Source organism: Streptomyces sp. NPDC002076, from assembly GCF_053593835.1.
Window position 1 is genome coordinate 230,531 of record NZ_JBSFDI010000010.1, and the last position, 13,332, is coordinate 243,862.

At 70.3% G+C, this 13,332-nt stretch carries 12 protein-coding genes; 3 read left to right on the plus strand and 9 right to left on the minus strand.

Features of this window, described 5'->3' with window-relative positions:
• Positions 1-5 precede the first annotated feature (5 nt).
• Genes ACWCQS_RS22715 through ACWCQS_RS22725 form a run of 3 tightly spaced genes read right to left on the minus strand, consistent with a single transcriptional unit; the run spans position 6 to position 3,374 of the window.
• Positions 6-755 (minus strand): succinate dehydrogenase/fumarate reductase iron-sulfur subunit, encoded by a 750-nt coding sequence (locus ACWCQS_RS22715; protein WP_450981930.1) that lies wholly within the window; start codon positions 753-755, stop codon positions 6-8.
• A complete protein-coding gene (locus tag ACWCQS_RS22720) occupies positions 752-2,701 on the minus strand; it encodes a fumarate reductase/succinate dehydrogenase flavoprotein subunit (RefSeq protein WP_451006115.1) in 1,950 nt (649 codons plus the stop codon). The genes ACWCQS_RS22715 and ACWCQS_RS22720 overlap by 4 nt, the downstream gene beginning before the upstream one ends.
• Before the next feature lies 1 nt (position 2,702).
• Entirely contained in the window at positions 2,703-3,374 is a 672-nt protein-coding gene (locus tag ACWCQS_RS22725; RefSeq protein WP_451006200.1) for a succinate dehydrogenase, read from the minus strand.
• A gap of 119 nt (positions 3,375-3,493) precedes the next feature.
• On the opposite strand from ACWCQS_RS22725, the gene ACWCQS_RS22730 reads away from it, so the two are divergent.
• Positions 3,494-4,378 (plus strand): LysR family transcriptional regulator, encoded by an 885-nt coding sequence (locus ACWCQS_RS22730; RefSeq protein ID WP_451006116.1) that lies wholly within the window; start codon positions 3,494-3,496, stop codon positions 4,376-4,378.
• 40 nt (positions 4,379-4,418) lie between these two features.
• Here the strand turns inward: ACWCQS_RS22730 and ACWCQS_RS22735 are convergent, their stop codons facing one another.
• From ACWCQS_RS22735 to ACWCQS_RS22750, 4 genes are all read right to left on the minus strand, one after another.
• Complete coding sequence (locus ACWCQS_RS22735) at positions 4,419-6,563, minus strand: putative bifunctional diguanylate cyclase/phosphodiesterase (RefSeq protein WP_451006117.1); 2,145 nt, start codon at positions 6,561-6,563, stop codon at positions 4,419-4,421.
• The gene (locus tag ACWCQS_RS22740; RefSeq protein WP_451006118.1) at positions 6,560-7,372 is read right to left on the minus strand and encodes an SAM-dependent methyltransferase; all 813 of its coding nucleotides are present in this window, start codon (positions 7,370-7,372) and stop codon (positions 6,560-6,562) included. The genes ACWCQS_RS22735 and ACWCQS_RS22740 overlap by 4 nt, the downstream gene beginning before the upstream one ends.
• A 292-nt stretch (positions 7,373-7,664) precedes the next feature.
• Positions 7,665-8,621, minus strand: a complete 957-nt coding sequence (locus tag ACWCQS_RS22745; RefSeq protein WP_451006119.1) for an SCO0930 family lipoprotein — start codon at positions 8,619-8,621, stop codon at positions 7,665-7,667.
• A gap of 456 nt (positions 8,622-9,077) precedes the next feature.
• On the minus strand, positions 9,078-9,434 hold the full coding sequence (locus ACWCQS_RS22750) for a hypothetical protein (RefSeq protein ID WP_451006120.1): 357 nt from the start codon (positions 9,432-9,434) through the stop codon (positions 9,078-9,080).
• Between the two features lie 93 nt (positions 9,435-9,527).
• On the opposite strand from ACWCQS_RS22750, the gene ACWCQS_RS22755 reads away from it, so the two are divergent.
• Positions 9,528-10,289, plus strand: coding sequence for a bestrophin-like domain (locus tag ACWCQS_RS22755; protein WP_451006121.1), 762 nt, complete (start codon positions 9,528-9,530; stop codon positions 10,287-10,289).
• A gap of 133 nt (positions 10,290-10,422) precedes the next feature.
• Here the strand turns inward: ACWCQS_RS22755 and ACWCQS_RS22760 are convergent, their stop codons facing one another.
• A complete protein-coding gene (locus tag ACWCQS_RS22760; protein ID WP_451006122.1) occupies positions 10,423-11,274 on the minus strand; it encodes a hypothetical protein in 852 nt (283 codons plus the stop codon).
• Positions 11,275-11,606: 332 nt separating this feature from the next.
• Between ACWCQS_RS22760 and ACWCQS_RS22765 the strand changes: the two genes are divergently transcribed.
• Positions 11,607-12,302, plus strand: coding sequence for a class F sortase (locus ACWCQS_RS22765; RefSeq protein ID WP_451006123.1), 696 nt, complete (start codon positions 11,607-11,609; stop codon positions 12,300-12,302).
• 38 nt (positions 12,303-12,340) lie between these two features.
• Here the strand turns inward: ACWCQS_RS22765 and ACWCQS_RS22770 are convergent, their stop codons facing one another.
• Entirely contained in the window at positions 12,341-13,177 is an 837-nt protein-coding gene (locus ACWCQS_RS22770; protein WP_451006124.1) for a polysaccharide deacetylase family protein, read from the minus strand.
• Positions 13,178-13,332 lie beyond the last annotated feature (155 nt).

Genomic DNA, 13,332 nt, shown 5'->3' on the forward strand with positions numbered 1-13,332 from the left:
GGACGCTACCGCTTCCCCACCTTCCGGGTGGCCCGCAGCCACTCCTTGTTCATGTTCGTGATGGACACCAGCGGGATCCCCTTCGGACAGGCCGTGGCGCACTCCCCGGTCAGCGTGCACCCGCCGAAGCCCTCCGCGTCCATCTGCGCCACCATGTCCAGCACCCGGGTCTCCCGCTCGGGCGCACCCTGGGGCAGCACGTTCAGGTGGTTGACCTTGGCGGAGGTGAACAGCATCGCCGCGCCGTTGGGGCACGCCGCCACACACGCCCCGCAGCCGATGCACTCCGCGTGCTCGAAGGCGAAGTCGGCGTCGGCCTTCGGCACCGGCGTGGCATGCGCCTCCGGAGCGGACCCGGTCGGTGCGGTGACGTAGCCGCCGGCCTGGATGATCCGGTCGAACGCCGACCGGTCCACGACCAGGTCCTTGATCACGGGGAAGGCCGCCGCCCGCCACGGCTCGATGTCGATCGTGTCGCCGTCCTTGAAGGACCGCATGTGCAGCTGGCAGGTGGTGGTGCGCTCCGGCCCGTGTGCATCGCCGTTGATCACGAGCGAGCACGCGCCGCAGATGCCCTCGCGGCAGTCGTGGTCGAAGGCGACCGGCTCCTCACCGGCCAGGATGAGCTGTTCGTTGAGGACGTCCAGCATCTCCAGGAAGGACATGTCGGACGAGATGCCGTCCACCTCGTACGTGGACATGGCGCCTTCTGCGTCGGCGTTCTTCTGGCGCCAGACGCGCAGGGTGAGCTTCATGCGTAGCTCCGCTGGGTGGGGTGGACGTACTCGAAGACCAGGTCTTCCTTGTGCAGGACGGGTGCCGCACCGGTGCCGGTGAACTCCCAGGCCGCCGCGTAGCCGAACTCGTCGTCCCTGCGGGCGGCCTCGCCGTCGGGGGTCTGCGACTCCTCGCGGAAGTGGCCGCCGCAGGACTCGGCGCGGTGCAGGGCGTCGAGGCACATCAGCTCGGCCAGCTCCAGGTAGTCGACGATCCGGTTGGCCTTCTCCAGCGACTGGTTGAACTCCTCGCCGGTGCCGGGCACCTTGATGCGCCGCCAGAACTCCTCGCGTATCTGCGGGATGCGCTCCAGGGCCTTGCGCAGTCCGGCCTCGGTGCGGGCCATGCCGCAGAACTCCCACATGAGTTCTCCGACTTCACGGTGGAAGGAGTCGGGAGTGCGGTCGCCGTCCACGGACAGCAGCAGGTGCAGCCGGTCCTCGGTCTCGGCCAACACCTCCTGGACCGCGGGGTGTTCGGCCGTCACCGTCTCCTGATGCGGGTTGCGGGCCAGGTAGTCGTTGATGGTGGCCGGCAGCACGAAGTAGCCGTCGGCCAGGCCCTGCATCAGCGCGGAGGCGCCGAGCCGGTTGGCGCCGTGGTCGGAGAAGTTGGCCTCACCGATCGCGAACAGGCCGGGGATCGTCGTCTGCAGGTCGTAGTCGACCCACAGGCCGCCCATCGTGTAGTGCACCGCCGGGTAGATCCGCATCGGCACCTCGTACGGATCCTCGTCGGTGATCCGCTGGTACATGTCGAAGAGGTTGCCGTACTTGGCCTCGACCGCCTTGCGGCCCATCCGCCGGATGGCGTCCGCGAAGTCCAGGTACACGCCCTGGCCGCCGGGGCCGACTCCCCTGCCCTCGTCGCAGACGTTCTTCGCGGCGCGGGAGGCGATGTCACGCGGGACCAGGTTGCCGAAGGACGGGTAGATGCGCTCCAGGTAGTAGTCGCGCTCGTCCTCCGGGATCCGGTTCGGCGGGCGGGTGTCGCCCTTGGCCCTGGGCACCCAGATCCGGCCGTCGTTGCGCAGCGACTCGCTCATCAGCGTCAGCTTGGACTGGTGGTCGCCGGTGCGCGGGATGCAGGTGGGGTGGATCTGTGTGAAGCAGGGGTTGGCGAAGTAGGCGCCGCGACGGTGCGCCCGCCAGATGGCGGTCGCGTTGGAGTTCATGGCGTTGGTCGACAGGTAGAAGACGTTTCCGTAACCGCCACTGGCCAGGACGACGGCGTCGGCGAAGTACGTGTCGATCTTCCCGGTGATCAGATCCCGCGCCACGATGCCGCGGGCCCGCCCGTCCACGACGATCAGGTCCAGCATCTCGGTGCGCGGATGCATCTCCACGTTGCCCGCGGCGATCTGCCTGCTCAGGGCCTGGTACGCGCCCAGCAGCAACTGCTGGCCCGTCTGGCCGCGGGCGTAGAAGGTGCGGGACACCTGGACGCCGCCGAAGGAGCGGGTGTCGAGCAGGCCGCCGTACTCGCGGGCGAAGGGCACGCCCTGCGCTACGCACTGGTCGATGATCTCGACCGAGATCTGCGCGAGACGGTGGACGTTGGACTCACGGGCGCGGAAGTCGCCGCCCTTGACGGTGTCGTAGAACAGCCGGTGGATCGAGTCGCCGTCGTTGCGGTAGTTCTTCGCCGCGTTGATGCCTCCCTGCGCGGCGATGGAGTGGGCTCGGCGCGGGGAGTCCTGGTAGCAGAACTGGACGACGTGGTAGCCCTGTTCGGCCAGCGTCGCGCCCGCGGAGCCGCCGGCGAGGCCGGTGCCGACCACGATGACCGTGTGCTTGCGCCGGTTGGCGGGGTTGACCAGCTTGGCCTCGAAGCGGCGCTTGTCCCAGCGCTCGTGGATCGGGCCGGACGGGGCCTTGGAGTCGGTGACCGGCTCGCCCGTCGCGTAGTTCACGTATTCGGTCATGTCAGCTCACCACTCCGGTCATGACGCCCACGGGTACGGCGATGAAACCGGCCGTGAGCAGCAGCGCGAGGACGTTGGCGACGGTCTTCAGGGCGCGGTCGCGGGCGCGGCTGCCGACGCCGAGGGTCTGCGCGGCGCTCCAGAAGCCGTGCCGGATGTGCAGGCCGAGCGCGAGCATCGCGACGATGTAGATGACGTTTCCGTACCAGGTGGAGAAGGTGTCCACCACGTTCTGGTACGGGTGGCCCTGCTGGAAGCCGCCGGAGTGCACGGTGCCGGTGGTCAGGTCCAGGATGTGCCAGACGATGAACAGGCCGAGGATGATGCCGCCCCAGCGCATGGTGCGGGTGGCGTAGCTCGCCCGGGGCTTGCTGTGCACGTACTTGCTGGGTCGCGCCCTGATGTCGCGGCGGCTGAGCTGGTACGCGGACGTGGCGTGGGCGACCACGGCGACGACGAGGACGATCCGGATGAGCCAGAGCGTCCACTCGTAGTGCATGAAGGGTTCGCCGATGGTGCGCAGCCAGTGAGCGTAGTGGTTGAACTCGCCGGCCCCGAAGTAGATCTTCAGGTTCCCGATCATGTGCGCGACCAGGTACAGCAGCATGATCAGGCCGCTGACGGCCATCACCGTCTTCTTGCCGACGGAGGAGTCCCACATCGTGCGCGCCATGGACGGCCGTCGGTCCGTCCGCGTTGCCAGAGCCATGACCAGCACGCTAGGGGCGAAGAACCCGATCGGTCCAAGACATGGTCCAGCTCGTTTCCATAGGGCAAAGCTATCCTTGCAGGATGCAGTTCCAGCAGCTCCAGTACTTCGTCGCCGTCGCCGAGACCCGGCACTTCACCCGCGCCGCCGAGCTGGTGCATGTCGCCCAGCCCTCGCTGTCACAGCAGATCAAGGCGCTGGAGCGGGAGCTGGGCGCGGATCTGTTCCTGCGCGCCCGGGGCAACATCACGCTCACCGACGCAGGTGAGGCGCTGCTGCCGCTGGCCCGGCGGATCCTGGCGGACGCGGACACCGCCCGGTACGAGGTGCAGGAGCTGGTGCAGCTGCGCCGGGGCCGGGTACGGCTGGGGGCGACGCCGAGTCTGTGCACGGGTCTGCTGCCGGATGTGCTGCGCGCCTTCCACGACCGCTATCCCGGCATCCAGCTCTTGATCGAGGAGGGCGGCTCGCACGACCTGGTGCGGGAGCTGGCGCGTGGCGCGCTCGATCTCGCGCTGGTCGTCCTGCCGCTGCCGACGCCCGCGCCCGCGCTGTCGACGGTGGAGCTGCTGCGGGAGGAGTTGGTGGTGGTGTCCTCACCCGAGGCGCCGGCCCCCGGGCGGGGCGGGCGGGTCGTGCAGATCGCCGATCTGGAGGGCGAGCGGCTGGTGATGTTCCGCCACGGGTACGACCTGCGGGAGCTGACCGTGGCGGCGTGTCGCTCCGCCGGGTTCGAGCCGGAGTTCGCGGTCGAAGGCGGTGAGATGGACGCGGTGTTGGGGTTCGTCCGGGCGGGACTGGGGATCGCCGTGGTGCCGTGGATGGTCGCCACGCGCTCCGGTCAGGGGCTCAGGGTGACTCCGCTGGCCCGGCCCGGGCTGCAGCGGGCCATCGCACTGGCTCACCGCAGTGACGTGGCACCGCCGCGGGCCGCGCGGGAGCTGCAGCGGATGTTGCTCGAGCGGTGACGGTGTCGGTGGGGGGCTGCGCCCCCCACACCCCCCGGCATCAGCCCGTCGCGTCCACCAAGGCCAGGTCGTGGAGTCTCTCCGGTGGGCCCGGGCGCGCGTAGTACCAGCCCTGGGCCGTGTCGCAGCCCAGTATCCGGAGCTGTTCCGCCTGGGCGCCGGTTTCCACTCCCTCGACGGTGACCGCCAGGTCGAGGCTGTGGGCCAGGGAGACGATGCCCTCGACGATCTTCAGGTCTACCGGGTCGGCGGGGAACCGCTGCATGCCCTGGGTGAAGGAGCGGTCCAGCTTGAGGATGCGTACCGGGAGGCGGCGGAGGTTGGCGAGGTTGGAGTAGCCGGTGCCGAAGTCGTCCAGGGCGATGTCGACGCCCATCTCGGCGAGCCGGTGCAGTGGTTTGAGCAGGTCGTCGTCGGCGCCGATGAGCGCGGACTCGGTGACCTCCAGGCACAGCGCCTCCGGCGCGACACCCGCGCGTTCGAGGATGTCGACCGTGTCCTGGACGAGGCCTGGATGGCTGAGCTGGCACGGCGACAGGTTGACGTTGATGCGCAGGGGACCCGCGGCCGTCTCCTCGCCGTGGCGTTCCCGCCAGGCGCGCGCCTGGCGGATGGACTCCTCCAGGACCCAGCGGCCCAGCGGGACGATCAGACCGGTGTGCTCGGCGAGCGGGATGAAGCGGTCGGGGCCGAGGACGCCGTGCTGGGGGTGCAGCCAGCGGACGAGGGCCTCGGCGCCGCGCACGCTGCCGTCGCCGAGGTGGACCAGCGGCTGGTACTCGATGAAGAACTCGCCGCGTTCCAGGGCCGTGGGCAGGGCCGTTGTCAGGCCGTGGCGGGTGATCGCGCGGGCGTCGGCCTCCGGGTCGGCGAGTTCGGAGCGGTTGCCGCCCGCGGACTTGGCCCGGTACATGGTGATGTCCGCGCTGCGGAGGACCTCCGCCGCCGTGCGCTCGCCCGCCGGGCCCTCCACGATGCCGAGGCTGCCGCGCACGAGCAGGTCACGGCCGTCGATGCTGACAGGGGTGACGAGGGCGCTCATGATGCGTTCGGCGAGTTCGTCGACCTTGCGCTCGGTGCCCGGGCCGGTGGTCAGGGCCACGAACTCGTCGCCGCCTAGCCGGGCGACCATCTCCCCGGGCGCGGTCGCACAGGACTGCAGCCGGTCGGCGACCTCCACCAGCAGCCGGTCGCCGGCCGCGTGCCCGAGGCTGTCGTTGACGGTCTTGAAGCCGTCCAGATCGAGGTAGCACAGGCCGAAGCGCTGGCCTTCCCCCGCGTTGAGGGCCTTCTCCAGGCGCTCGAAGAACAGGCTGCGGTTGGGCAGGCCGGTGAGCGCGTCGTGGGTGGCCTCGTAGCGCAGCCGGAGGTTGAGCAGCCGGCGCTCGGTGGTGTCCTCCATGAGGGCCAGCTGGTACTGCGGATCGCCGTCGGCGTCGCGCAGCAGGGAGACCGTCAGGTTGGTCCACAGCACCGTGCCGTCGGGGCGGTTGAAGGCCTTTTCGAGGTGGTAGTGCTCGCGCTCGCCGCGGACGAGTTCGTCGTAGAGCTTCCAGGTCTGCGGCGCGTCCTCGGGGTGCACCCAGTCCTGGACGCGGCGGCCGCGCAGGGCCTGGTCGGACTGCCCGAACATGCGCAGCAGCGCCTCGTTGACCTGCAGGACGTTGCCGTCGAGGTCGGCGATCCCGATCCCTATGGCCGCGCCCTCGAAGACCGCGCGGAAGCGGGCCTCGCTGGCGTGCAGCGCCTGCGCGACCACGCCCTGGGCCCTGAGCGCGGCCTGCGCGATGGACTCCTGCTCGGCGAGGGTGCGTTCGCGCAGCGCGCCGGCGAATCCGGCGGCCATCGCGTGCTGCAACCGCGAGCAGCGCAGCCGCGGTTCGTCCTGGGGGCCGTCCTCGGCGCAGTACAGCACCAGATAGGCGTCCACGCAGTCCAGGGTCCGGGAGAGCGCCTCGGGGTCGGTGCAGTGCGCGCCGACCAGGGCGGCGCCGACCGCCTTCGCGCCGTCCGCGTCGAAGCCGCGCGCCCGGAGCAGCTCGCTCAACCGGCGTGCGAGCGGAAGCAGTTGTTCCTCGAACTCGGCTCGGGTCAGCGACGTGGAGGTCACGGCGTAGACCGCCCGGCTCCAGATCGTCGTGAACCTGCGCAGTCTGTCCTCCGGCCCGTCCGGCTCGGCGCTCACGCCGTACGCCCCACGCCGGCGAATCCGGAGAAGGCGAACGGATCCTCGTCCTCCGGCGCCGACTCCGGCCGCCAGTGCGGCATCGGCACCAGTCCGGGTTCCACCATGTCGTACCCCTCGAAGAACCGCGCGATCTCGTCGCGCGAGCGCATGATGAGCGGATTGCGAATGTCCTTGTATACGTCCACCGCGCCCTCGGCCCGCTCGGCGGGCAGCGGGATTCCCTCGTACGAGGCATGGGTGAGGATCAGCAGGCTGCCGGGCGCGAGCGCGTCGCGCAGCTCGGCAACCGCACCGTAGGGGTCGTCCGCGTCTTCCACGAAGTGCAGTATGGCAACGAGGAGGAGGGCGACTGGCCGGTTCCGCTCGATCAGCCGCTCCACCTGGGGACTGGAGAGGATCTCCTGCGGCTTGCGCAGGTCCGCCGCGACCACGTCCGCGTCGTCGTTTCCGGCCAGCACCGCCTGGCTGTGCGCGACGGCGACCGGGTCGTGGTCGACGTAGACCACGCGGGCGCCCGGTGCGGCCGCCTGGGCCACCTCGTGGACATTGCCGAAGGTCGGGATGCCGGAGCCGATGTCGAGGAACTGGGTGATGCCCTCCCCGGCCGCGACCCGCACGGCTCGGCGCATGAACGCCCGGTTGGCCTGCATGATCTTCGGCAGGCCCGGCATGAACTCCATCGCCTTGCGGGCCGCTTCCCGGTCCACCTCGAAGTTGTGCGAGCCGCCCAGGTAGTAGTCGTAGATCCGCGAGACGCTCGGCACCGTGATGTCGATGCTCCGTGGGGCCCAGGCGGGGCGCTCCATGTATCTCTCCAACGGTAGGGGACAGGGACAGGCGATCCGGTGTTCGAGCTGAGGCTACTGATCGCCCGGCAAAGGAGCGACCCAAACCGGAAATTGACCGTCCGTTCCCCGCCACTGCCTGCGGCAAGTGCCCGGATGGACCCGCTGTGTGACGGCTGTGCCCACTTGGCGGGCTCCGCCCCGCATACGCGGCCTCCATGCACGACGGTCCGCCCCCTCCGTGCGGTGCGGAGGGGGCGGACCTTCGGTGGCGCTCCGGGCCGGGCGGGGCGATCGACCCTGGGGAGGTGATCTATTTGCCCGGTGCGCCGACCGGCTTGCCGTCGGGCGAGACGGCGTACCAGGTGCCGCCCACGCCCTCACCGTTGGTGTCGCCGGGGGCCTTGTCCCCGGAGAAGGTGTAGATCGGCCAGCAGTTGACCGTCATCTGCTGCACACCGTCGGGGCGGGTGAAGCCCATCAGGCCCTTCTTCTTGACACCCTGGGTGTCCTCGGGCTTGACGATGCCGACGGCCGGCCACTTCTGCAGGCAGGCCCCGGTGCAGTTCGAGATGACCTTGGGCCAGGCCTTGTCCTTGAGGAAGCGGTAGACCGTCATGCCGTTCTTGTCGACGATGATGTCGCCGAGCTTGGGGTCCTTGCGGACGGACAGACCGGGCAGGGCGGCCAGGGAGGCCTTCTTGCCGTTCGGGGCCAGCGCGAACCACTTGCCGCCCACGCCCTGGCCGTTGACGTCTCCGGCCTTGGCGTCCTTGGCGTAGCGGTAGGCGGGCCAGCCGCCGATGGTGAGCTGCTTGGTGCCGTCGGCCCGGGTGACCTCGCCTAGCAGCGACTTGTCGACGCCGGCGCCGGCCGTGGCGTCATTGGCGGGCACCGGCGGCCAGGTGGTGGCGCAGTCGCCGTCGCAGTTCGACTTGGGCGGGTTGGCGGTGTCGTTGTCGAACCGGTAGAGGGTGAGGCCGGAGCCGTCGGTCAGCACCTTGCCCAGGTTGGGGTCGGCAGCCACGGTGAGCTTGCCCGCGGGGGCGGCCGGGGCCGGGGAGCTGGAGCTCTGGTTGCCGTCGGCGCCGTAACCGTTTCCGGATCCGGTGCCGGCACCGCTGGTCGGGCTGCCCGCGGGCGCGGTGGCCCCGACGTTCTGGGCCGCCGATGCCGGGCTGGTGCCGTTGTCCTGACCGCACGCCGTCGTCAGCGCCAGCACAGCAGCGGCTGTGGCCACCAGTGAGGCGGTCCGCCAGGAGGTCTTCATTTCCAACTCCCCATATTCGCCTGGTTGTTGCAGCGCTTCTGCCGCGCCGCCGCACGGCCATGGGTACGCACAGAGGGGGCTGGAGCGTTCAACGGGACGGGGAAGTTCTTCGGGAAAATCTTTCCGCCTCCTGTGACCCGCGCCGTCCTGCATGCCGGCCCGCGGGGTTCGTACGGGCGTGCGTATCGCACCAATTGCGCTCCTTCTTCGTGTCAAACCACTGATCACGCCATGTCCTCCCTTCGGATCAATACAGGCGCCCCACGGCGTACGACCGGTTTTCGCAGCCCATGATCTCCGCGTGCATGGACCCGAAGTGACCCGATGCGCGCCCGCCGCACGGGTGTTGGCCCTGGTGGCGCTGACCTGGACCCTGGTGGGCTGCCCGGCCGGCACGGCGTCGGCCGACGCCTGCGCCTACGCCTCCACGGGCCCGGACGGCACCGTGGCGGTGGCCTACGCCGGCGACCACTGGCCGCCCCTGCCGCCCTGTCCGACGCCCACCCCGCCCCCGTGCCCGCCCACACCGACACCGACGCCCTCGCCCCCACCCCCGCCACCACCGCCGAAACCGAAGCCGAAGCCGACTCCGCGCCCGGCGCCGAAGCCCACCCCGAGACCGAGGCCGCCGGCCCGGCCCGCCCCGGCTCCACCGGCACCGCGGCCGACACCGCCGCCCGCCCCTTCCCCCACGCCGAAGCCGAAGCCGAAGCCGAAGCCCGCTCCGCGGCCCTCGGTGACGCCGGTGAGATATCCGGCGTACCACCCGCACCGCGCCGCACATGTCGCGCCGGGCCACACCACGCCGGTCACCTACGTCCTGCTCATCACCGTTCCCGCGATCGTCGCCGTCGCGGCGCTGCGTCCGCGCTGACGCGCCGACCGCTCACCTTCTGGAGGTATCCGTTGCCGGATTGGCTTGTTCTCGTCCTCGCCATGCTGGCGGCCTGTGCTGTGGTGGTGGTCGTCACCGTCGTACGGCACAAGCGGGCCCCCGCGGACGAGGATCCCAGCGAGACCCCGGACGTCATCGAGTACATGACGATGTGGATCGGTGTCGTGTACGCCATCGTCCTGGGCCTTGCCATCGCGGGTGTGTGGGAGGCCCGCAGCTCCGCCCAGGACCATGTGCAGTCCGAGGCCCAGGCGCTGCACGAGATCTCGGAACGGGTCCGGGTCTATCCGCCGGACATCCGTGACCGGATCCGGACCGATGTCAACACCTATGTCGCCTATGTCGTCCACCACGAGTGGCGAACGATGTCCCACGACGAGCGCGTCACCGACCGCGGCGGACAGCTGCTGCGCAAGGTCCGCCAGGACGTCACCGACTACAAGCCGAAGAACGACTTCGAGGCGCAGGCCTACCAGCCGCTGCTGGACCAGATGACCGCGGCCGACCAGGCGCGCAACGCCCGCGCCGACTCCACCGGGGCCACGATGCCGTCGGTGGTGTGGTGGGGCCTGCTCACCGGGGCGCTGGTCACCATCGGCATGGTGTTCGCGCTGCAGATCCGGCGTACCAGACGCGAACTCGTCCTGGCGGGGCTGTTCTCCGCGACCATCGCCTTCATGCTGTTCCTCATCTGGGACTTCGACGCCCCCTTCAGCCGGGGCATCGCGGTGACCGCGGAACCGTTCATGAACCTGTTCCCGGGCGTCACCTGACAGTCCCCCGACCACGGGGGCGTCTCCCTCTGAACGATCACACACCCGGGCCCGGTTCGCGCTGCTGCGCCGGCGCGGGTGTGCGGTCGTTCCTGGTGTTCCGGTGCGGCCGTGGCAGGCCGGGCGGCGGGCCTCAGCTCCGCTTCTCGCGCCGGCGGCGCACGCAGAACGCGCCGCCCCCGACGACCGCCAGGGTCACCAGTCCGGTGCCGACGGCCATGTCGGCCGGCGTGGCGCCGGTGGATCTGCTGCCGCCGAAACCGCCCTGGACGCCGCCGAGCACGGTGAACGCGGCCGGGCGGATCAGGGTCCTGCCGTCGCAGTGGACCGTGACGTCGTACCGGCCGGGAGGGGCGTTGCGGTCGACGTGGATGGTGCCGCGCGAGCTGTCGTCGCTCCGCCGGTCGAGCTGGGTGGTGGTGAAGGCGGGCGAGGACATGGTGCCCTCGCGGCAGCTGTCCACGGTGACGGCGAGCCGGCCGCCGGCCGGGAGCACGCCCGGCCTGGTGACGATGTTCCGCGGGCCGTCGTCGCCACGTCCGCCGAAGTCGTCATTGTTGTCGGCGAGGTCGTCTTCCCGACCGGATTCGTCGCCACGGCCGGATTCGTCGCCACGGCCGGATTCGTCGCCGCGGCCGCCGGAGTCGTCACCCCGGCCACCGTAGTTGTGGTCGTCGCCGCCCCGATCGCTCTCCCAGTTGTGGTCGTCGCCCCGGCCGCCGTCGTCCCCGCGGCCCGCCTCGCGGCTGTGCTCCCCGTTGTCGTTGAAGTGATCGTTGTCGTTGAAGTGATCGTTGTCGTTGGAATGCCCGTTGTCGTCGAGTCGCCCGTTGTCGTCGAAGTGCCGGTGGCTGTCGAAGTTGCCGCTGATGCCGCTGTCCGGGCCGCCGCCGTTTCCCATGCCGTCCGCGACGGCCACAGGGGCAGCGAAGCCGAGCACCGCGACCGCGGCGCACGCGGCCGCCAGGGCGCGTTGGTTTCGCATCTGAATCCTCCGCGGGAGGCGCCCGGGAACCGTCCCCGGTTGATCGGCGAGAAAACACCTCCCGGAAAGACCCTCGGGCGCGCGGAACACGCCCGCATGTCGAGAATGGTCCGTCCTGGTGAGCCGGCACACCGCACGAAAAGCACACAATCGGATATTGCCGCAGGTCACGGTCCGTCAGAAGTTCTCCGGAAATGGCAACTCGGATGGCGCACCGCACAGGCCGTGGGCCACCCGTTCGCCACTCGCCCCGTCATCCGCCGCGCGCGCGGGATTTAGCGTTTTCCCATGCGCGATGGACGTGGTGAGGCCGCGTCGAGAGGGGATGGCGAATGTCTGCGTCCGAGCTTTCCGAGCTTGCCGAAGAGGAGGAGCGGCGGAGGAAGCGGGCCCCGTGGGGTGTCATAGCGCTTGTTCTGCTGACCGGTCTCGCGCTCATTCGGAATGGTTCGGGGGAGTTGGACACCGGTCCGCCGCAGCCTGCCTCGGCGGCGGCCCCGGACAGCCGTGTCGGCGTGGCGGACAGCCGAGTCGGCGGCGTGGGCACGCACTCCACGGCTCCGACCCCGCTCGGGTTCTCCGCCGCCGACCGGGTCCGCATCCCCGCGATCCGGGTGAACGCGCCGGTCATGCCGGTCGGTCTGGACGCGGCCGGCTGGGTCGCCGCGCCACCGCCGGACGACCCGAATCTGGCGGGCTGGTTCACCGGTGCGGTCTCCCCCGGCGAGAAGGGCACCGCCGTCGTCGTGGGGCACGTCGACAACAAGCGGGGCCCGGCCGTGTTCTACGGACTCGGGGCACTGAGGAAGGGCAACCGGATCGAGGTCCTGCGCAAGGACGGAAAGACCGCGGTGTTCGAGACCTATGGCGTCCAGGTCTTCCCCAAGAGCGGTTTTCCGGGCGACCGCGTGTACAGCTCGAAGGGAACACCGGAACTGCGGGTCATCACCTGCGGCGGCGGCTTTTCCAAGCAGAACGGTTACGACGGAAACGTCGTCGTCTTCGCCCGTCTGGTCGCGGTGAACTGAAGCCACCACGGCCGGGCGGGCGAAGACCCGGGAAACGGTTACACGCGTCGGAGCGGCACGGTCATGTGATAGCCGGAATCGAGGAGATGGGGCAGCCATTCGCGGATCGCGTGGACGGTCTGGGACCGGTCGCCCCCGGCGTCGTGGGAGAGCACCACCACGCCGGGGGCGGCACCGCTCTCCACCCGGTCGACGATGGTGGCGGTGCCCGGCTCCATCCAGTCGGTGGTGTCGACGGTCCAGCCCATCGGCTCCATGCCCATCTCGGCGCCCAGCTGGAACGTGGCCCGGTTCCAGGCGCCGTAGGGCGCGCGGAACCACTGCGGGCGCTCGCCGTAGGCGTCCTCGATGACGTCGCTCGTGCGCTTCATCTCGGAGCGGATCTGGTTGCGGTTGAGGGTCGTGAGCAGCGGATGGGTCCAGGTGTGGTTGCCGACGACATGGCCTTCGTCGGCCATCCGGGCCACCAGTTCCCTGTTGTCGACGACGCACTCGCCGCACAGGAAGAACATGGCCTGCACGCCGTACTGGGCGAGGGTGTCCAGGATGTGCGGGGTGTACTCGGGGTTGGGACCGTCGTCGAAGGTCAGCATCATGCGCCGGCCGCGGCCGGAGATCTGAAGGATGGGCTCATTGCGGACCTTCAGCCCGCGCGGCGCGGCACGCGGCGGTCCGTCGCCGGTGAGCGGCTGGAGCCGGAAGGCGGAGGGTCTCAGCGCCTGACGGGCCTGCGGTCCGGGAGCGGGGACGGCGGCCGTCCCGGCGCCGTCCTCGGCGCCGCCCGCCACGATGGCTCCGGCGGTACCCGCGGCTCCCAGCGCCGCGGCGCCCGCCAGGAGCATCCGGCGCCGTGTGAGCAAGTGATCCTTCTGCATGATCCATCAGTCGCCCCACCGGACTCCGACGCTCCACAGCGACACCGGTACGGCAGCGGGAATGCACCCGGACGGACCAGTGCCGGGGCCGGCGCGGAACCTGTCATGGGGATTTGACAGTCATTCAGTCCGCAGACAACGGTCCGACAACGGAT